This is a genomic window from Yokenella regensburgei, assembly GCF_051486985.1.
In the GTDB taxonomy this organism is placed as follows: domain Bacteria; phylum Pseudomonadota; class Gammaproteobacteria; order Enterobacterales; family Enterobacteriaceae; genus CBFFRJ01.
In genome coordinates this window covers 181,993-202,767 of sequence record NZ_JAHVDV010000004.1, presented here as the reverse complement: position 1 = coordinate 202,767, position 20,775 = coordinate 181,993, and the positions used below count along the sequence as shown (strand labels likewise).

Below are 20,775 nucleotides of genomic sequence, written 5' to 3'. Positions count from 1 at the left end.
ATTCTTTTACCTCTTATGCCAGACGCGGGTTAACTTTATCTGCATCGATGTTGAATTTGGTGATTGCTTCCGCCACCACTTTCTTGTCGATTTCGCCACGTTTAGCCAGTTCGCCCAGTGCTGCAACCACGACGTAAGAAGCATCAACTTCGAAGTGGTGGCGCAGGTTTTCACGGCTGTCAGAACGACCGAAGCCGTCAGTACCCAGTACGCGGTAGTCATCAGCCGGTACGTAAGTACGAACCTGCTCAGCGAACAGTTTCATATAGTCAGTTGATGCTACAGCCGGGGCGTCGTTCATCACCTGAGCGATGTACGGAACGCGCGGGGTTTCCAGCGGGTGCAGCATGTTCCAGCGCTCACAATCCTGGCCATCACGCGCCAGTTCGGTGAAGGAGGTCACGCTGTAGACGTCAGAACCTACGCCGTAGTCGTTCGCCAGGATCTGTGCTGCTTCACGGACGTGACGCAGAATAGAACCGGAGCCCAAGAGCTGAACTTTACCTTTGGAACCCGCAACGGTTTCCAGCTTGTAGATACCTTTACGGATACCTTCCTCAGCACCTTCCGGCATCGCAGGCATGTGGTAGTTTTCGTTCAGGGTAGTGATGTAGTAGTAAATGTTCTCTTGCGCTTCACCGTACATACGGGTCAGACCGTCGTGCATGATCACGGCGACTTCATACGCGTAAGACGGATCGTAAGAGATACAGTTCGGGATAGTCAGAGACTGAATGTGGCTGTGACCATCTTCATGCTGCAGACCTTCACCGTTCAGGGTCGTACGACCGGAAGTACCCCCTACCAGGAAGCCGCGAGCCTGCTGGTCGCCTGCCTGCCAGCACAGGTCACCAATACGCTGGAACCCGAACATGGAGTAGTAAATGTAGAACGGGATCATCGGCAGGTTGTTGGTGCTGTAAGAGGTCGCAGCAGCCAGCCAGGATGCGCCTGCGCCCAGCTCGTTGATACCTTCCTGCAGAATCTGACCTTTCTCGTCTTCTTTATAGTAAGCAACCTGCTCACGGTCCTGCGGAGTGTACTGCTGACCGTTAGGGCTGTAGATACCAATCTGACGGAACAGACCTTCCATACCGAAAGTACGCGCTTCGTCGGCGATGATCGGAACCAGGCGGTCTTTAATAGACGGGTTCTTCAGCATCACGTTCAGGGCACGAACGAAAGCGATAGTGGTGGAGATCTCTTTGTTCTGCTCTTCCAGCAGTTGCTTAAAGTCAGCCAGCGCTGGCAGATCCAGCTTCTCGCTGAACTTAGGCTGACGAGCAGGCAGGTAGCCTTTCAGCGCCTGACGACGTTCGTGCAGGTACTTGTGCTCTTCAGAGCCTTCCGGGAAGGTGATGTAAGAGAGTTTTTCAACTTGCTCATCGGTCACAGGAACATTGAAGCGGTCGCGGATATAACGCACGCCGTCCATGTTCATTTTCTTAACCTGGTGAGCGATGTTTTTACCTTCGGCGGTGTCACCCATGCCATAACCTTTAATGGTATGAGCAAGGATTACGGTTGCTTTGCCTTTGGTTTCCTGCGCTTTTTTCAGTGCAGCGTAGACTTTCTTCGGATCGTGACCACCACGGTTCAGAGCCCAGATCTGCTCATCAGTCCAGTCGGCAACCAGTGCAGCAGTTTCCGGGTATTTACCGAAGAAGTGCTCACGGACGTATTTGCCGTCTTTAGATTTGAAGGTCTGATAGTCGCCGTCAACGGTTTCGTTCATCAGCTGAATAAGCTTACCGCTGGTGTCTTTACGCAGCAGCTCATCCCAACGACCGCCCCACATCACTTTAATCACGTTCCAGCCAGCACCTGCGAAGATGCCTTCCAGTTCGTTGATGATCTTGCCGTTGCCGGTTACCGGACCATCCAGACGCTGCAGGTTACAGTTGATGATGAAGCACAGGTTGTCCAGTTTCTCACGGGTAGCAATAGTAATTGCACCTTTGGATTCCGGCTCATCCATTTCACCGTCGCCCAGGAAGGCGTAAACGGTCTGCTCAGAGGTATCTTTCAGGCCACGGTGTTCCAGATATTTCAGGAATTTAGCCTGGTAGATAGCACCGATTGGGCCCAGACCCATAGATACGGTCGGGAACTGCCAGAATTCTGGCATCAGTTTCGGGTGCGGGTAGGAAGAGAGGCCTTTGCCATGAACTTCCTGACGGAAGTTGTTCATCTGCTCTTCAGTCAGACGACCTTCCAGGAACGCACGTGCGTAGATGCCCGGAGAGATGTGGCCCTGGAAGTAGACCAGGTCGCCGCCGTCTTTCTCGTTAGCTGCACGGAAGAAGTGGTTGAAACAGACTTCATAAACGGTTGCGGAAGACTGGAAGGACGCCATGTGGCCGCCCAGCTCAAGGTCTTTTTTGGACGCGCGCAGAACCGTCATGATGGCGTTCCAGCGAATGGCCGAACGAATACGGCGTTCCAGCTCCAGATTGCCCGGATATTCCGGTTCGTCTTCAACGGCAATAGTGTTGACGTAGTTGCCTGCTCCGGTACCAGCGGCAACCTTCACACCGCCTTTGCGGGCTTCGGAAAGCATCTGGTCAATCAGATACTGAGCACGCTCAACACCTTCTTCACGGATTACCGATTCGATCGCCTGTAGCCAGTCGCGAGTTTCAATCGGATCCACGTCATTTTGGAAACGTTCTGACATGGGGGGTATTCCTTATCTATCTAATACGTTGATTTGTCTGGAACCTGTCCCATTGCACTCTTTTTTCTTCATCGTTCAGGTTGTCTCTTTGTTGGCTGCGCTTCCTCGCCCGGCCGCATAGCTCACTATGCTGCCGGCAATTCGCGCGCGTGCCGCCGCGATACAACCAGAACACTGTCGAAAAACTAAAAGCACAATAAGACAGGTTCTGCGTTTAGTTGCCGCGCTCTAAATATGGCGCTCTGGGTTACAACTCTTCCGGCACATACTCCACCAGAAAATGCTAATTCTTTCGCTGCTGTTCCAGCCGGCGTAGCGAGCGCTCACGACGACTCTGCTCACGGCTGCGATCCAGCAAAATCTCTTCAATAAAGGCCAGGTGACGGTGGGAAGCTTCACGCGCCTCCTCCGGCTCGCCGGCCATGATCGCCGCAAAAATACTGCTGCGATGCTTGCTCACGAGCGGCAGCATTTCGCGGCGCGCGTAAAGCAATTCGAAATTTTCACGAACGTTTTGTGCCAACATCGGCTCCATGCAGCGTAGCAGATGTAAAAGCACCACATTATGTGCTGCTTCGGTTACAGCGATTTGATACTGCACTACGGCGCTGGATTCGGCATCAAGATCGCCTGACTGCTGCGCCAGCTCAATGGCCTGATGCAGCTCGCCAATTCTGACCTTATCTTCGTCGGTACTGCGCAATGCGGCGTAATAGGCAGCAATGCCTTCCAGCGCGTGACGTGTTTCAAGCAGATCAAATTGGGATTCGGGATGATCGGAGAGCAATTCGACGAGCGGGTCGCTGAAGCTCTGCCAGAGGCTACTTTGAACAAAGGTACCGCCACCCTGGCGACGTAGCAGAAGCCCTTTCGCTTCGAGGCGCTGGATGGCCTCACGCAGGGAAGGGCGAGAAACATCAAACTGTTTAGCCAGTTCGCGTTCCGGAGGAAGTTTTTCACCGGGGCGTAATGTCCCCTCGAGAATCAAAAACTCCAGTTGCTGCTCAATCACATCGGATAGTTTTGGCTGGCGGATTTTGCTGTAGGCCATTGTTCCCTGTCTCTACCATTCGCCCGGAGTAAATTGGTCTTACCAATTTCATATTCGTGACGCTAAAGTAACAAAGTATTCACCTTATGTCCATACAGGTTTTGATTGAAATCAGGAAACCATGCACATTTTAACAACGTTACAGAAATAACGTTTCAAACATGTAACCTTGCACAAATCTCTCCTTTACTACTTAAGGGGCATTTTTAACGTAAATGAAACGGTTCAAAACGAATTTGAACCGGTTCAGCATGAATAAAAATGGCCATTTATGTCAAATTAATGAATAAATAACCAAAACAGAATACCCGCGGAATTAACGAGGCGATTTACAAATGGTTTCTTTTTATTCAAGTCGTCATCAGCCATTCACAAAGCAGGTGCAAAGGCTGCCGCTTACCACTATTCTGGGCCATACGAAAGGGATAGGCGAAAATTCACGTCAGCGCTTCGTAAATAAAACAATACAAAAAATGGAATTACTTAATTACACGCAAACAACAGCGTACACATAATAACCACACACGAGGTTTCATGATGGAAGGTCAACAGCACAGCGAACAGCTTAAGCGCGGCCTTAAGAACCGCCATATACAGCTTATCGCGCTGGGTGGAGCTATCGGGACGGGGCTGTTTCTGGGCAGCGCGTCAGTTATCAAAGCGGCAGGCCCTGGTATTATTCTCGGCTATGCCATTGCAGGTTTTATTGCTTTTCTGATTATGCGTCAGTTGGGTGAAATGGTCGTTGAGGAGCCGGTCGCCGGTTCTTTTAGCCACTTTGCTTACAAATACTGGGGCGGGTTTGCCGGTTTCGCCTCTGGCTGGAACTACTGGGTGCTGTATGTTCTGGTGGCCATGGCGGAATTAACTGCGGTTGGGAAATATATCCAGTTCTGGTGGCCTGAAATCCCAACCTGGGCATCAGCCGCCGTCTTCTTTATCGCTATTAATGCCATCAACCTTACCAACGTAAAAGTCTTTGGCGAGATGGAGTTCTGGTTCGCCATTATTAAAGTGGTCGCCGTGGTCGCCATGATCCTGTTCGGCGGCTGGCTGCTGTTCAGCGGCAACGCGGGTCCGCAGGCAACCGTGCGCAATCTGTGGGAACAAGGTGGCTTCCTGCCGAATGGTATTTCCGGGCTGGTAATGATGATGGCTATCATCATGTTCTCCTTCGGCGGCCTGGAGCTGGTCGGTATTACCGCCGCTGAAGCCGATAACCCGCATGAAAGCATTCCTAAAGCGACCAACCAGGTTATCTACCGTATCCTGATTTTTTATGTGGGCTCACTGGCCGTGCTGCTTTCTCTGCTGCCGTGGACGCGTGTCACCGCCGATACCAGCCCGTTTGTACTGATCTTCCACGAGCTGGGCGATACGCTGGTGGCGAACGCACTTAACATCGTCGTTTTGACGGCTGCGCTCTCGGTTTATAACAGCTGCGTTTACTGCAACAGCCGCATGCTGTTCGGCCTGGCACAACAAGGTAACGCACCAAAGGCGCTGCTGAGCGTGGATAAACGTGGTGTGCCGGTCAACACCATTATCGTGTCTGCGCTGGTTACGGCTCTGTGTGTGTTAATTAACTATATGGCACCGGAATCTGCCTTCGGTCTGCTGATGGCACTGGTGGTTTCAGCACTGGTGATCAACTGGGCGATGATTAGCCTCGCACACATGAAATTCCGTCGTGCAAAACAGCAGCAGGGGGTGACTACCCGCTTCCCGGCGCTGTTCTACCCACTGGGTAACTGGATCTGCCTGATTTTCATGGCGGCAGTGCTGGTCATTATGCTGATGACGGAAGGTATGGCTATCTCGGTCTACCTCATCCCGGTCTGGCTGGTCATTCTGGGTATTGGCTACATGTTCAAACAGAAAACGGCAAAAGTGGCAAAAGCCAATTAATTGCCCCCTACCCTCTCCCCTACGGGAGAGGGTGGTTCTCCTGGTGTTACCTTCCTCACACTTTGCTTTACATAGCAGTTTTGTCCATGTCTCTGCCCGCATCCTGTAACGCAAATTATTCTTAGGGGGCGAATAATTATTCCCACATCTCACTGGGAGTATCGCTAATGGACGCGACTAAACTGTCTGTCAAAGAGAAAATCGGCTATGGCATGGGCGACGCCGGATGCAACATCATCTTTGGTGCCATCATGTTGTTTGTTAACTATTTCTATACTGATATTTTCGGCCTGGCACCGGCTCTGGTCGGCGTATTGTTGCTCTCTATCCGCGTCATTGATGCCGTTACCGACCCCATCATGGGGGCGCTTGCCGACCGAACCCAAAGCAAATACGGGCGTTTCCGTCCCTGGCTTTTATGGATAGCGCTCCCTTATGCGGTCTTCAGTGTGTTGATGTTCACCACGCCTGACTGGACCTACAATAGCAAAGTTATCTATGCCTTCATCACCTACTTCCTGCTCTCTCTGACCTATACCGCCATCAATATCCCTTACTGCTCGCTGGGCGGTGTCATCACCAACGATCCGAAAGAGCGTGTGGCCTGTCAGTCCTACCGCTTCGTGATGGTGGGTATTGCGACCCTGCTGTTGTCATTGACGCTGCTGCCGATGGCGGAATGGTTCGGTGGCGAGGACAAAGCCAAAGGCTATCAAATGGCGATGACGGTACTGGCATTTATCGGCATGTGCATGTTCCTCTTCTGCTTTGCCACGGTGCGTGAGCGTGTTCGTCCGGCCGTGCCGACCCACGATGACATGAAGAAAGATATGAAGGACGTCTGGAAGAACGACCAGTGGGTGCGTATTTTGCTGCTTACCCTCTGCAACGTTTGCCCGGGCTTTATTCGTATGGCCGCCACCATGTATTACGTCACCTGGGTGATGGGCGAAAGTACCCACTTTGCCACGATTTTTATCAGCCTCGGCGTGGTGGGTATGATGATCGGCAGTATGCTGGCGAAAGTGCTGACCGACCGCTGGTGCAAACTGAAAGTCTTCTTCTGGACCAATATCGCACTGGCGATTTTCTCCTGCGCGTTCTATTTCTTCGACCCGAAAGCCACCATGATGATTGTGGTGCTCTACTTCCTGCTCAATATTCTGCATCAGATCCCATCACCGCTTCACTGGTCGCTGATGGCGGATGTTGACGACTACGGCGAGTGGAAAACCGGCAAACGCATCACCGGCATCAGCTTCTCCGGTAACCTCTTCTTCCTGAAAGTCGGGCTGGCGGTTGCGGGCGCGATGGTTGGTTTCCTGCTCTCCTGGTACGGTTATGACGCGGGTGCCAAAGCGCAAAGCCCGAGCGCCATTAATGGCATCATGCTGCTGTTTACCATCATTCCGGGCGTGGGCTACCTCATTACGGCTGGCGTGGTTCGCCTGCTGAAAGTCGATCGTGAACTGATGAAAACCATCCAGGCAGATCTGGAAAAACGCCGTGTGAATTACCACGAACTGAGCGATGCTCAGGCGGTACCCGCAGGCGAAAACGTAAGGAAAGCATAATGAACTGGCCAAATCCTTTTATAGAACAGCGGGCCGATCCGTACATTCTGCGCCATGAGGGTAACTACTATTTTGTGGCCTCAGTACCGGAGTATGACCGGCTTGAACTTCGTCGGGCCACGTCACTGGAAGGCCTACGGGAAGCCGAAGGGGTGACCGTGTGGCGCAAACCGGATAACGGGCCGATGAGCGAACTTATCTGGGCACCTGAACTGCATTATATCGATGGAAAATGGTATCTCTACTTTGCCGCCACCTGGACGCAAGCGCTGGATGCATTGAATATGTTCCAGCACCGCATGTTTGCCCTGGAGTGTGCCGACGCCGATCCGTTAAGCGGGAACTGGGTAGAAAAAGGCCAGATAAAAACCCCTTTCGACACCTTCGCCCTGGATGCCACAACCTTTGTCCATCAGGGAAAACGTTGGTACTTATGGGCGCAAAAATCCCCGCATATTGCCGGTAATTCAAACCTCTATCTGGCAGAAATGGAGAATCCCTGGACGCTGAAAGGCGAGCCGGTGATGCTCAGCAAACCGGAATTTGACTGGGAGTGTAAAGGCTTTCTGGTCAACGAAGGGCCTGCCGTACTGTTTCATGGCGACAAGCTGTTCATCAGCTATTCCGCCAGTGCTACCGATGAAAACTACTGTATGGGGCTGCTATGGATTGATATCAGCGCCGACCCGCAAAACCCGGCTAACTGGCATAAATCACCAGAGCCGGTGTTCAAAACCAGTTACGAAAACCAGCAGTACGGTCCTGGCCACAACAGCTTTACGCAGACGGAAAACGGTGACGATGTGCTGGTTTACCACGCACGCAACTACACCGAAATTGAAGGCGACCCGCTGTATGACCCCAATCGTCACACGCGTCTTAAGCTCGTGCGCTGGCAGGAAAACGGGATGCCTGATTTCGGCATCCCACCTGCGGATACGCAATAAGTTTTACTCTACATAATTCTGTTTGCAGGAAGGCGAAGTCAGTACCTCCCCCCAGAAACATGGCTAACGTTGTGACTGGGGGGCGCTGACGCCGCCAACGCCCGTGCAGCCTTTCCTATGAAGCGTATAACGGCACGCGGTTAAATCAGCGTGCCGTAAATGGTGAGTAACGCGACTACTACAACCACAACAAAAGAGGTTTTCTTGGCCATTGAGACGGCGGCTTTCGGCGTCTCAACCTTATCGAGATGGGGTTCGCGCGCCAGCGAAAACTGCGCAAGTCGGGTGAGCACCTGGTACTGGGATGAGTGTCTGTCTGCCAGAGAAGCAAACCAGGCGGGTAACGCTTTTTCACCATGACCAATCAGCGCATAAAACACGCCCGCCAGGCGAACCGGGATCCAGTCCAGCACATGCAGAATGGCATCAATGCCCGAACGCTGTCGCTCACCGGGTGTCTTGTAACGCGCAAGCCATGACTGTAGTGCCCGCAGGAAACAGTACCCCACCAGCGTTACTGGCGCCCATACTCCCCCCACAATAAACCAGAAAAGAGGCGCGAGATAATAACGGAAGTTTATCCACAATAAGGCATTTTGTAGCTCACGAAGGAATTCGCGTTCGCTACAACCTGGCGGCACGCCATGAATCAGCGTCAGTTCGCTCGCCATTGCCTTATGGGCATGTTCGTCGTTACGGGATGCCGCTTTCAGATACGCATGATAGTGCAATCGTACCTTCCCCGCCCCGACACACAACAGGCCGAGCAGGATCCAGACCACCAGTAGCGGCACATTGAAAAAGAGCCCTGTCAGCGCGCGCAGAACAAGGAAAGTGAGCAGCATAGCGCAGGCGGTCATCAGGAGCGTACGGGTAACCGAATAGTGCTTAACTCGGCAAAAGAGCGCCTCAAGGCGATGGTCCAGGTGCCAGTGCTCACCGAGTTTAAAAAGCCGCTCAGCAATCAGCACCAGCAGCATAGTAAACAATGTCATGGCATCTCCTTATTTGATTTATCCACCACCAGCGCACGAAACCGCTGCCAGTCAAACGCCGGGCCGGGGTCGGTTTTACGGACAGGGGCAATGTCGCTATGCCCGGTTAGGTTGCTGGCAATCTCAGGGTAAATTTCACTCAGCATGCGGGTCACTTTTGCCAGTTGCTGATATTGCGCGTCTGAATAAGCGAGGGTATCAGTGCCTTCAAGCTCAATACCGATGGAAAAATCATTGCAACGCTCGCGACCCTGATAAACCGACACCCCCGCGTGCCAGGCGCGTTTATCGAAAGGAACATATTGAACAATTTCACCATCACGGCGAATTAAGCAGTGTGCAGAAACCCGCAGATGAGCGATCTGTGCAAAAAAAGGGTGAGCCCTGGGATCCAGCGTACCGGTGAACAACGCATCAATCCACGGCCCGCCAAACTCTCCCGGTGGCAGGCTGATATTGTGCACCACCAGCAACGAAGGTGTTACCTCATCGGGGCGGCAATCGAAATGCGGGGACGGCACGCGCCGCGCCTCCTCCAGCCAGCCCTTATTTAACAACATGCAGGATCTCCTTATATATGGTGCTCATACACGCTCTAGAGTAGCATGTTCGCACGCTGTCCTGTCACTGTAAGTTGAGCATATCCTTAATAACAGGGCACACTCTAACCTTATGATTCGTTACCTTTTTTGGAGTGTTACCATGCCGCCTCGCCGCTATAACCCCGATCAACGACGTGACGCGCTTTTACAACGTATTGCGCTCGATATCCCCACTGCCGTCGCGCAAGCCCTGCGCGAAGACCTGGGGGGGGAAGTCGATGCCAGTAACGATATTACCGCGCAATTGTTGCCAGCAGATACGCAATCCCATGCGGTGATTATCACCCGTGAAGAGGGGGTATTCTGTGGGAAACGCTGGGTCGAAGAGGTCTTCATTCAGCTTGCGGGCGACGACGTGCAGATAACCTGGCATGTGGCAGATGGTGATGCCGTCACGCCCGATCAGGCGCTCTTTGAGTTGCAAGGACCGTCGCGCGTACTGCTGACCGGCGAACGTACTGCGCTTAATTTTGTGCAGACCCTTTCAGGCGTTGCCAGCGAGGTTAGCCGTTATGTCGCCCTGCTGGAGGGCACAAAAACCCAACTGCTGGATACGCGAAAAACGCTGCCAGGTCTGCGCTCTGCCCTGAAATATGCCGTACTTTGCGGCGGCGGGGCTAATCACCGCCTTGGGCTGTCTGACGCCTTTTTAATTAAAGAAAACCATATTATTGCTTCCGGTTCGGTACGCCAGGCCGTTGAGAAGGCCTTCTGGCTCCACCCGGACGTGCCGGTTGAAGTTGAAGTTGAAACCCTTGAGGAGCTGGACGATGCGCTAAAAGCAGGGGCCGATATCATCATGCTCGACAACTTTAAAACTGAGCAGATGCGGGAAGCGGTAAAACGTACTAACGGACAGGCCAGGCTTGAGGTCTCCGGTAATGTTACCTTCGAAACGCTGCGTGAATTTGCCGAAACCGGGGTCGATTTTATTTCCGTTGGGGCGCTGACCAAACACGTTCGAGCCCTGGATTTGTCGATGCGTTTTCGCTAAATCGCGACGTAACCCTCTCCCTTTCCGGAGAGGGTTTTTGCGAGGCGTCCCGTCATTTTTCTGTAGCAGCCAGTAACAACATTCAAAACTACGGAATCCCCTTCCACGAACTCTTTTTCCCTTCTCGTTCGCTTACGCTTCTGCTGCCAGAGTAGCCTGCACTAACACAAGGAGCAGACTATGAAGCAGAACAGGGACAGACAACGCGGATTTACCTTAATAGAACTGATGGTGGTCATTGGCATTATCGCCATACTGAGCGCCATCGGTATTCCCGCCTATCAGAACTACCTGCGCAAAGCCGCCATGACCGATATGTTGCAGACTTTTGTCCCCTATCGGACCGCGGTTGAACTGTGTGCGTTGGATCATGGCGGTGTCGACAGTTGCAACAGCGGCACTAATGGCATCCCCGGCCCGGCGACAACCCGTTACGTTTCCGCCATGACGGTGACAAAAGGGATTATCACGCTGACCGGGCAGGAGAGTCTTACTGGCCTGCGGGTGGTGATGACGCCTCAATGGAGCAGTGGCCTGGGTATGTCCGGCTGGTCCCGTACCTGCGAAACCACTGACACCCCCTCGCTTAAGCAGGCGTGTGAAGATGTTTTTCGTGTCAATAGCCAGTAAGGAGAGCGCTATGCAACAGGACAAACTACACACCTTATGTAAGCGCCATCGGGCAATATTACTGACCAGCGATGCCCACATGCTCAACATTGCCGTGGTGGGAGAGCCCTCTACGGAATTACTGGAAGCCCTGCGGTTTGCCACCCAACGACGTGTGGATATTGAGTGCTGGACGCAAGAACAGATGGACAGCCATCTTCAGTTGGCGAATGATGTCACGCCGGTAGCCGCGTCGGAAGAAACCGGTTCCGCAGTGACCTTACTGAATCAGACTCTTGAACAGGCTTTAGCCCAACGCGCCTCTGATATTCATTTCGAACCCGGTGAGCATCATTACCGCATTCGTTTACGCGTAGATGGCGTGCTCCACCCGCTGCCGCCCATCTCCAGCACCATCGCCAGCATGCTGACTGCCCGGCTGAAGGTTCTGGGTAATCTTGATATCGCTGAACGCCGCTTGCCACAGGATGGCCAGTTCAGCGTTGTGCTTGCCGGAAAGGAGGTGTCATTCCGTATCGCCACGCTCCCCTGTCGCTATGGCGAGAAAGTGGTGCTTCGTCTGCTGCATCAGGTTAGCCAGTCGCTGGATCTTATTCAGCTTGGCATGACGCAACCGCAGCTGACTCAATTTGAAGATGTGCTGAATAAACCGCAGGGGTTGATGCTGGTGACCGGACCAACCGGTAGCGGTAAAACCGTAACGCTCTACAGCGCCTTACAGGCCCGTAACACAACGGGGGTTAATATCTGCAGCGTGGAAGACCCGGTGGAAATTCCCCTTGCGGGTCTGAACCAGACACAAATTAACCCGCGTGCTGGCCTGACCTTTCAGACGGTACTCAGAGCGCTACTCCGCCAGTACCCCGATATTATTATGATCGGCGAGATCCGCGACGGTGAAACGGCAGAAATCGCCATCAAAGCAGCGCAAACCGGCCATCTGGTACTCTCAACCCTGCATACGAATTCGACGACCGAAACGCTGGTACGCATCCAGCAAATGGGCGTCGCGCGCTGGATGATCTCCTCAGCACTGTCGCTGGTGATTGCCCAGCGACTGGTACGTAAATTATGCCCTCACTGCCGCCAGCGGGCGGCGGACAGCACCCATCTGCCCCCTTCTCTCTGGCCCCGACCGTTACCACACTGGCAGGCGTCCGGTTGCGATCGCTGTTATCACGGTTTTTATGGTCGTCTTGCATTATTTGAAATACTGGAAGTGGATAACGTACTGCGTCATGCCATCGCCAGCGGCATGGCGGCGGCTGACATTGAGACATTGTCCCGGCAGGCTGGAATGACAACGCTCTTTCAGAATGGGTGCCAGGCCGTTGAAGCGGGATTAACCAGTTTCGAAGAACTGGTGCGTGTTCTGGGGATGCCTGATGACCACTAAAGCACTCTGGCACTGGTCGGGACTTAATGCCGAAGGAGAACTCGTTCAGGGAACAAGCTGGGAGGCACAACGTCAGGACGTAATGCTTGCCTTGCTCGAGCAGCACATTCATCTGCTCTCGCTCAAGCGCCAGTCGGTACGTGCACGGTTATGGCGAGGCGAGCATAGCTGCGAAATCATGCGTCAGCTGGCCACGCTTTTACAGGCCGGCTTGACCCTGCCCGAAAGCCTACGGTTACTGGCAAATCAGCAGCCAGCTGTACAATGGCAGGCACTGTTGCATACCCTGGCGGCAAAACTGGAGATGGGTGAACCCTTTTCTACTGCTCTGGCGCAGTGGCCCGATGTTTTTCCTCCGCTTTACCTGGCGATGGTGAACACGGGCGAGTTAACGGGAAACCTGGACGAGTGTTGTTTTAAGCTTGCGGATCAACAAAAAGCTCAACTTTTGCTTGCCAGAAAAGTAAAAAAAGCCCTGCGTTATCCGCTGATTATCCTTACCCTGGCGTTCATGGTCGTGCTGGCAATGGTGTATCTGGTTCTGCCGGAGTTTGCCACTATCTATCAAACCTTCAATACTCCTCTTCCCGCCTTGACGCGCGGCGTTATCGCCCTGGCTTCTCTCATGCAACAGTGCAGTATCCCACTGCTGTTGTTGACGCTAATGGGTGCGGGCATGCTGGCCGGGTTACGGCGCCATCGGGGGTGGCAGCGTTATCGACAGCGCGTTTTGCTTGCCTGTCCGCAGTTGGGGCAGTTAGTTCGGGGGCAAAGATTAAGTCAGATCTTTACGGTGCTGGCGCTCACTCAGCGCTCAGGCATTGCCTTTTTGCAGGGTCTGGAAAGCGTGGCAAATACCCTGAACTGTCCGTGGTGGCAGGAAAAAATGACGGCGATACACCAGGAGATCGTGCAGGGGCAGGCTATTTCGACAGCGCTTGCAACCAGCGGCATGTTTACACCGCTCTGTATTCAACTGGTGAGAACCGGCGAAGCTTCAGGCGCACTGGATACCATGCTGCAAAATCTTGCACATCATCATAGTGAGCAGACCTCACATCAGGCAGACAATCTGGCGTCGTTGCTTGAACCATTGTTACTGGTGGTGACCGGTATCATCATCGGCACACTGGTTGTGGCGATGTATCTGCCCATTTTTCATCTGGGCGATGCGATGAGCGGCGTGGGATGAAGCAGGCGCAGCATGCTGCGCCTGAGGACAATCAGAGACTGTTGAAAACGCGGTTTTCCTGCTCCTGAACGCGAATAAAGGTCGTGCGCTTGGTCAGCTCTTTAAGACGGGAAGCCCCGACATAGGTACAGGCAGAACGCAGACCACCCAGAATATCACGTGCCGTATTCTCTACCGGGCCACGCAGAACCAGTTTTACCGTTTTGCCTTCCGCAGCGCGGTAACCGGCAACGCCACCGACGTGACGGTTCATGGCAGACTCCGAGCTCATACCATAGAAAAGCATGAATTTTTCGCCGTTTTCATCAACAACGGTGCCGCCACTCTCTTCATGACCGGCCAGCATGCCGCCGAGCATAACGAAATCAGCACCACCGCCAAAGGCTTTGGCCACATCACCAGGCACCGTACAGCCGCCATCACTGACAATCTGGCCACCCAGACCGTGAGCAGCGTCGGCACACTCAATGACAGCAGAAAGCTGAGGATAGCCAACCCCCGTTTTCACACGCGTGGTACACACAGAGCCTGGGCCAATACCCACTTTGACAATATCAGCACCGGAGAGAATCAGCTCTTCACACATTTCGCCAGTAACAACATTCCCTGCGCAGATGGTTTTGTCAGGCCAGGCTTCACGGGCTTTCGCAACGAACTGTACGAAGTGTTCGGAATAACCATTCGCAACATCAATACATACAAAGTTTAGCTGCGGGTGCAGAGCAAGGATCTGTTTGGTCTTTTCAAAATCTGTATCAGAGGTGCCGGTAGAAACCATAACATGGCGCAGCACGGATTCGGTTTCGCCCTGAACGAAGCGTTTCCAGTCTTCTACAGAGTAATGCTTGTGGACAGCGGTCAGGATATCAAATGACGCTAACGCTTTTGCCATCGCAAAAGTACCGACGGTGTCCATGTTAGCTGCAATAACCGGTACGCCAGTCCAGCGCATCCCTGAATGCTTAAAGGTGAATTCGCGCTCCAGCTCAACATCGGAACGGCTTTTGAGGGTAGAACGTTTAGGGCGGATAAGTACGTCTTTAAAACCTAATTTCAGATCTTCTTCAATACGCATTTCGGATTCCTGGGGTTAATGGCGAACAACGCAGACCTGCAAACACACAACTCCAGTGACGCTATCATACGCACTAATAAGGACTCCGCAAGACTGCGAAATTCTCTTTTTTTACGCTACAATCCTATAAATTTATCTGTTGAATAGATCCTTTATTTGGCATTTACGCGTAAACGAATCGTTCGAATTACATCCTGTTGATTCAGCATGGAAATGTATTTTTCATTTTTCACGCTTCGCTCGTTTTTTAACAGTCGTAATGCTGATCGGGACGCGTCAAAAATATCCGGTTTATCTTCAGGACTGACATTTTTTGAGAACAAGCGCTATGAGTTATACGGTTGCATTAACCGGCGGTATTGGTAGCGGCAAGAGTACAGTGGCAGATGCCTTTTCCAGACAGGGGATTGTTGTTGTGGATGCCGATGTTATCGCCCGGCAGGTTGTAGAGCCGGGAACAGCGGCATTAGCGGCCATCGTTGACCATTTCGGTTCTGAAATCCTCAATGAGGATGCCTCGCTAAACCGACGCGCACTTCGCGATCGGGTATTCGCTTCACCGTCCGATAAAACCTGGTTAAACGCACTTTTGCATCCGCTGATTCATCGGCAAACCCAACAACAGCTTGCCGCTGCTACCTCCCCTTATGTGCTTTGGGTGGTCCCTTTACTGGTTGAAAACCACTTGCAGGATAAAGCCGATCGGGTGCTGGTTATTGACGTTTCGACAGAAACGCAGATTTTACGAACGATGCAGCGCGATGGCGTCAGTCGGGAACATGCGGAGCGAATTCTTGCTGCGCAAGCCACCCGGGAAGCGCGCCTTGCGGTTGCAGACGATGTCATTGACAATAATGGCGCACCAGAGGCTATTGAATCAGATGTTGCCCGCCTGCATGCAGCCTATCTGGGCTACGCATCGCAGGTCGTATCACAGGAAACCCCCTAATGCAGACCCACGTACTTTTTGAACACCCTTTAAATGAAAAAATGCGTACCTGGCTGCGTATCGAGTTTTTACTACAACAACTGACCGTTCGCCTTCCTCTTGTCGACCATGCCGATGCGCTACATTTTTTCCGTAACGCCGGTGAGTTGCTGGATGTGTTTGAACGTGGCGATATTCGCACTGAATTACTGAAAGAACTTGAGCGCCATCAACGAAAATTAAAAGCCTGGATAGAAGTTCCGGGCGTTGATTTAAGCCGGATTGACGCCCTGCGCCAGCAGCTGAAAGAGACGGGCAGTATGCTCATGAGCGCCCCACGAGTCGGTCAGCTTATGCGTGAAGACAGGTTGATTGGTCTGGTTCGCCAGCGCCTGAGCATTCCCGGAGGCTGCTGTAGCTTCGATCTGCCCACGCTACATGTCTGGTTGCATATGCCGCAGGCCCACCGTGATGCGCAGGTCAATATATGGCTTGAAAGTCTTGCACCTCTTGTCCACACGCTGTCGCTGATCCTGGATCTGGTTCGCAACTCAGCTGAGTTTCGTAAACAAACCAGCCTGAATGGTTTTTACCAGGATAATGGCGAAGATGCAGACCTGCTACGCCTGCAACTCCCCCTTGCCGTTCAGCTTTATCCGCAAATCTCAGGTCATAAGAGCCGCTTTGCTATCCGGTTCTTACCGCTCGACAGTGAAAACGGCGTCGTGCCAGAACGACTGGATTTCGAACTGGCCTGTTGTTAAGGAGTTACTATGTCAGAAATTATGCATGTTAATTGCCCCAACTGTGGCAAGTCCGTGGTCTGGAACGAATCCAGCCCTTATCGTCCTTTTTGCTCGAAACGCTGCCAGTTGATCGATCTTGGCGAATGGGCAGCAGAAGAGAAACGCATCCCAAGTTCAGGGGATCTCACGGACAGTGACGACTGGAGTGAAGAACAACGCTAAGTGAAACCCGTGCGGGATAAGCGCTCTCGCACGGCCTCAGCCTCAAATATCTTGCGCTAACTGGCGTAGTTTTGTGATAACGGGTTCGTTTGCGGGAGGAAACTTCCCGGCATCAAGAGCGGCCAGCTCGACCCAGCTTCCCGGTTGCCCCTCTTTTCCCCACGGCTCACCTTCCCACTGTTCGACGAGATAGAACCACAACGTAATATGACGATCGGGGAACTGGTATTCCAGCGTGTCAAACAGTCGGGGAGATTGCGCACGGATCCCCACCTCTTCATCAAGTTCACGAATGACCGCCTGAACAGGGGATTCGCCCTGCTCAATTTTTCCGCCCGGAAATTCCCATTTGTTTGCCATGTGTGCATCCGCAGCACGTTGCGTGATAAAGATCCTCTTTTGCGGATCAAGAATGATCCCCACGGCGATTTGCAGTATTTTCATGGTGATAACTCCATAAAAAAGGCGCAGATATCTGCGCCTCTCTCTGTAATGCGTACCTTTTAGCTCAGTCGGCCATGGCACTGTTTGTATTTTTTACCGGAACCGCACGGGCAAGGATCGTTACGACCTACTTTACGTTCGCCTGTCTGTGCCGCCAGATCTGCCGCCGCTTCCGCGTTGTCATCGCGATGACTCAGTTGCTGCATCTGAGCAAGGCGCTCTGCTTCTTCACGACGCTGCTGCTCCATAGCTTCCACTTCTTCTGGCATACGCACCTGCACTTTGCTGAGGGTACTTATCACTTCATACTTCAGTGATTCCAGCATTGCCGCGAACATGGAGAAGGATTCACGCTTGTACTCTTGCTTCGGATCTTTCTGCGCATAGCCACGCAGATGGATGCCCTGACGCAGGTAATCCATTGCCGCCAGATGCTCTTTCCACAAAGAATCGAGAGTCTGCAGCATGACCCCTTTTTCGAAATGACGCATCATTTCGGCACCGACAACCTCTTCCTTGCGTTTGTAAACCTCGATAGCCTGCTCAAGAATACGCTCACGCAGTGTCTCTTCATGCAACTCGGGTTCTTTATCCAGCCATTCAGCAATCGGCAGATCAAGATCGAAGTCGTTTTTCAGACGCTCCTGCAGCCCTGGGATATCCCACATTTCTTCGAGCGATTGCGGCGGGATATGTCCGTCAATAGTGGCTTTAAAGACATCTTCACGAATACTGTTGATGGTGTCGCTTACATCAGAAACATCCAGTAGTTCATTACGCTGAGTGTAAATGGCACGACGCTGATCGTTCGCCACATCATCGTACTCCAGCAACTGTTTACGAATATCAAAGTTGCGGCTTTCTACTTTGCGCTGCGCATTAGCGATGGCTTTGGTCACCCACGGGTGTTCAATGGCTTCGCCTGGTTTCATCCCCAGTTTACGCATCATGCCCGACACGCGATCCGAGGCAAAAATACGCATCAGCGCATCTTCCATAGAGAGGTAAAAACGAGAGGAGCCAGCATCACCCTGACGACCGGAACGGCCACGTAACTGGTTATCGATACGGCGAGATTCATGGCGCTCGGTACCGATGATATGCAAGCCGCCAGCAGCCAGTACGGCATCATGGCGAACCTGCCAGTCTGCTTTGATTTGGGCGATTTGTTCCGGCGTCGGATCGGTCAGCTCAGCCACTTCAGCCTGCCAGCTCCCGCCCAATACGATGTCAGTACCGCGGCCCGCCATGTTGGTGGCGATAGTCACCGCAGCGGTATAACCGGCCTGCGCAACAATATCCGCCTCTTTGGCATGGAATTTTGCGTTCAGAACGTTGTGTTTAATGCCTGCTTTGGTCAGCTCATTAGAGACTACTTCAGATTTCTCGATAGAGATCGTACCCACCAGAACAGGTTGCCCGGCAGCGGTACGTTCACGGATATCTTCAATGATCGCCTGAATTTTTTCCGCTTCGGTCATGTAGACCAGATCCGGCATGTCTTTACGGATCATAGGGCGGTTTGTTGGCACCACGACAGTGTCGAGTTTGTAAATAGAGCTAAACTCGAAGGCTTCGGTGTCTGCTGTACCGGTCATACCGGCCAGTTTTTCATACAGACGGAAATAGTTCTGGAAGGTGATGGAGGCCAGTGTCTGGTTTTCGTTCTGAATATCCACGCCTTCTTTTGCTTCGACAGCCTGATGCAGACCGTCAGACCAGCGGCGCCCCTGCATGGTACGGCCGGTATGTTCATCAACGATGATGACTTCGCCATCTTTAACGATGTAGTCAACGTCACGGGTGAACAGTGCGTGTGCACGCAATGCCGCGGTGACATGGTGCATCAGCATAATGTTAGTTGGAGAGTAGAGCGACTCACCTTCAGCCATGATGCCCTGGTTGACCAGCAATTCTTCGATCATAACCAGACCACGTTCAGTCAGGTTAACCTGACGAGATTTCTCATCAACCGAGAAGTGGCCCTCGCCCTGGAAGGTGTCGGAATCTTCTTTTTCCTGACGTACCAGATGGGGAATGATGTTGTTAACTTTACGGTAGAGCTCAGAACTGTCTTCAGCCGGGCCGGAGATGATAAGCGGCGTACGCGCCTCATCGATCAGAATGGAGTCCACCTCATCGACCAGAGCATAATGCAGCTTACGTTGCACGCGGTCTTCAGGGCTGAACGCCATATTATCGCGCAGGTAGTCAAAACCGTACTCGTTATTCGTACCATAGGTAATGTCTGCTGCATAAGCCGCACGTTTCGCTGGCGCAGGCATACCGGGTAAGTTGATACCAACCGTTAAGCCCAGGAACTCAAATAAAGGACGGTTGTTCTCCGCATCTCGCTGGGCGAGATAGTCGTTCACGGTAACAACGTGTACGCCTTTACCACTTAACGCATTCAGGTAAGCAGGGAGCGTCGCCGTCAGCGTTTTACCTTCACCGGTACGCATTTCTGCAATACAGCGTTCGTTCAGCACCATGCCACCGAGCAACTGCACGTCGAAATGACGCATACCAAAGACGCGTTTACTGGCTTCGCGAACCACCGCAAATGCTTCTGGGATCAGGCTCTCAACCGTCTCACCTTTTTCAATACGGGCACGAAACTCTGCAGTTTTGCCTTTCAGCTCATCGTCAGAGAGCTTCTCAAGCGCAGGTTCCATCGCGTTGATTAAAGAGACTGCTTTACGCATACGACGCAATGTACGATCGTTACGACTACCGAAAACTTTAGTTAATAATTTGATAAGCATAATAAAATCTCAAACGCCCCGCTCTGCGGAGGCAAAAAGTAGTTGAAGGTTATTTTTCAGCTAAGGCGTTGAGGTCCGGCACGAATGCCCTGCACCTGGCTTATCCAGGTACTGATAGTAAAAAGAGAATGGGAAGGAAAACCAGCATAGCGAGACTCACTCACAACCGTGGGCGGTCTGCGCTCCTGCGTCAACAGGGCACTGAGCGTATCCAGTAACGCAAGGCGTTGTGCCTGAATCGGCAGCGCTTCTTCAATGACCGGAAGCGCCTGAGGCACCATCGCGAAAGAGAGATGGCGGATGACGGTTCGAATGGCATGTTGATGCCAGTAATCGACGGTAAAGTTGGGGCGACGGGTCCCTTCCAGCAAGGCAAGGTTGGTAAAGTTTACCGTTCCTGCGCCTTCATGATTACGGGTTGTCGCTCTGGCAGGTTCAGTGTGCTCGGTGCTGTTTAGCGCAGGCAAGCCTAAGCTCGCCGCGACCATCCCCAGTAAGAGATGCGGCCAGAAATAACGTCTGCCAAATTGTCGCCAGCGCGTCAGTAATCCGCTCACTCAATCCACCAAAAAAATACTTGAATGTGTCTGTCCAGACTTCGGAACCTGTAATTATGCGCACCGATATTA

18 protein-coding genes are annotated in these 20,775 nt (G+C 52.6%); 10 read left to right on the top strand and 8 right to left on the bottom strand.

Going from position 1 to position 20,775, the window contains the following annotated elements; translation table 11 throughout:
• Positions 1-13: 13 nt before the first annotated feature.
• Positions 14-2,677: a pyruvate dehydrogenase (acetyl-transferring), homodimeric type gene (gene aceE / locus KXR87_RS05260; RefSeq protein WP_437431203.1), complete on the bottom strand. Its 2,664-nt coding sequence runs from the start codon at positions 2,675-2,677 to the stop codon at positions 14-16.
• Between the two features lie 283 nt (positions 2,678-2,960).
• Entirely contained in the window at positions 2,961-3,728 is a 768-nt protein-coding gene (gene pdhR / locus KXR87_RS05255; RefSeq protein WP_437431202.1) for a pyruvate dehydrogenase complex transcriptional repressor PdhR, read from the bottom strand.
• Positions 3,729-4,262: 534 nt separating this feature from the next.
• Between pdhR and aroP the strand changes: the two genes are divergently transcribed.
• The 3 genes from aroP (at position 4,263) to KXR87_RS05240 (ending at position 8,157) form a co-directional block, all read left to right on the top strand.
• Positions 4,263-5,636: an aromatic amino acid transporter AroP gene (aroP, locus tag KXR87_RS05250; protein ID WP_437431201.1), complete on the top strand. Its 1,374-nt coding sequence runs from the start codon at positions 4,263-4,265 to the stop codon at positions 5,634-5,636.
• A gap of 167 nt (positions 5,637-5,803) precedes the next feature.
• On the top strand, positions 5,804-7,210 hold the full coding sequence (locus KXR87_RS05245; protein ID WP_437431200.1) for a glycoside-pentoside-hexuronide (GPH):cation symporter: 1,407 nt from the start codon (positions 5,804-5,806) through the stop codon (positions 7,208-7,210).
• Positions 7,207-8,157, top strand: a complete 951-nt coding sequence (locus tag KXR87_RS05240) for a glycoside hydrolase family 43 protein (protein ID WP_437431214.1) — start codon at positions 7,207-7,209, stop codon at positions 8,155-8,157. The genes KXR87_RS05245 and KXR87_RS05240 overlap by 4 nt, the downstream gene beginning before the upstream one ends.
• A 140-nt stretch (positions 8,158-8,297) precedes the next feature.
• Here KXR87_RS05240 and ampE read toward each other — a convergent pair whose 3' ends face one another.
• On the bottom strand, positions 8,298-9,152 hold the full coding sequence (gene ampE, locus KXR87_RS05235) for a beta-lactamase regulator AmpE (RefSeq protein ID WP_437431199.1): 855 nt from the start codon (positions 9,150-9,152) through the stop codon (positions 8,298-8,300).
• Entirely contained in the window at positions 9,149-9,712 is a 564-nt protein-coding gene (ampD, locus tag KXR87_RS05230) for a 1,6-anhydro-N-acetylmuramyl-L-alanine amidase AmpD (RefSeq protein WP_437431198.1), read from the bottom strand. The genes ampE and ampD overlap by 4 nt, the downstream gene beginning before the upstream one ends.
• Positions 9,713-9,854: 142 nt before the next feature.
• Here ampD and nadC point away from each other — a divergent pair, with 142 nt between their 5' ends.
• From nadC to hofC, 4 genes are all read left to right on the top strand, one after another.
• A complete protein-coding gene (gene nadC, locus KXR87_RS05225) occupies positions 9,855-10,748 on the top strand; it encodes a carboxylating nicotinate-nucleotide diphosphorylase (protein WP_437431197.1) in 894 nt (297 codons plus the stop codon).
• 180 nt (positions 10,749-10,928) lie between these two features.
• A complete protein-coding gene (gene ppdD, locus KXR87_RS05220) occupies positions 10,929-11,378 on the top strand; it encodes a prepilin peptidase-dependent pilin (RefSeq protein ID WP_437431196.1) in 450 nt (149 codons plus the stop codon).
• Positions 11,379-11,388: 10 nt separating this feature from the next.
• Positions 11,389-12,774, top strand: coding sequence for a type II secretion system protein GspE (gene gspE, locus KXR87_RS05215; RefSeq protein WP_437431195.1), 1,386 nt, complete (start codon positions 11,389-11,391; stop codon positions 12,772-12,774).
• Positions 12,764-13,966, top strand: coding sequence for a protein transport protein HofC (gene hofC, locus KXR87_RS05210; protein WP_437431194.1), 1,203 nt, complete (start codon positions 12,764-12,766; stop codon positions 13,964-13,966). The genes gspE and hofC overlap by 11 nt, the downstream gene beginning before the upstream one ends.
• A 31-nt stretch (positions 13,967-13,997) precedes the next feature.
• Here the strand turns inward: hofC and KXR87_RS05205 are convergent, their stop codons facing one another.
• On the bottom strand, positions 13,998-15,041 hold the full coding sequence (locus KXR87_RS05205) for a GMP reductase (RefSeq protein WP_437431193.1): 1,044 nt from the start codon (positions 15,039-15,041) through the stop codon (positions 13,998-14,000).
• Between the two features lie 328 nt (positions 15,042-15,369).
• On the opposite strand from KXR87_RS05205, the gene coaE reads away from it, so the two are divergent.
• Genes coaE through yacG form a run of 3 tightly spaced genes read left to right on the top strand, consistent with a single transcriptional unit; the run spans position 15,370 to position 16,937 of the window.
• Entirely contained in the window at positions 15,370-15,990 is a 621-nt protein-coding gene (coaE, locus tag KXR87_RS05200; protein ID WP_437431192.1) for a dephospho-CoA kinase, read from the top strand.
• Positions 15,990-16,733: a cell division protein ZapD gene (gene zapD, locus KXR87_RS05195; RefSeq protein WP_437431191.1), complete on the top strand. Its 744-nt coding sequence runs from the start codon at positions 15,990-15,992 to the stop codon at positions 16,731-16,733. The genes coaE and zapD overlap by 1 nt, the downstream gene beginning before the upstream one ends.
• Positions 16,734-16,742: 9 nt before the next feature.
• Positions 16,743-16,937, top strand: coding sequence for a DNA gyrase inhibitor YacG (yacG, locus tag KXR87_RS05190; RefSeq protein ID WP_437431190.1), 195 nt, complete (start codon positions 16,743-16,745; stop codon positions 16,935-16,937).
• Positions 16,938-16,979: 42 nt separating this feature from the next.
• On the opposite strand, the gene mutT is transcribed toward yacG, so the two are convergent.
• Genes mutT through secM form a run of 3 tightly spaced genes read right to left on the bottom strand, consistent with a single transcriptional unit; the run spans position 16,980 to position 20,703 of the window.
• Positions 16,980-17,381, bottom strand: coding sequence for an 8-oxo-dGTP diphosphatase MutT (gene mutT, locus KXR87_RS05185; protein WP_437431189.1), 402 nt, complete (start codon positions 17,379-17,381; stop codon positions 16,980-16,982).
• A 59-nt stretch (positions 17,382-17,440) separates the two neighbouring features.
• Positions 17,441-20,146 (bottom strand): preprotein translocase subunit SecA, encoded by a 2,706-nt coding sequence (gene secA, locus KXR87_RS05180; protein WP_437431188.1) that lies wholly within the window; start codon positions 20,144-20,146, stop codon positions 17,441-17,443.
• Between the two features lie 56 nt (positions 20,147-20,202).
• The gene (gene secM / locus KXR87_RS05175) at positions 20,203-20,703 is read right to left on the bottom strand and encodes a secA translation cis-regulator SecM (protein WP_437431187.1); all 501 of its coding nucleotides are present in this window, start codon (positions 20,701-20,703) and stop codon (positions 20,203-20,205) included.
• Positions 20,704-20,775: the final 72 nt, after the last annotated feature.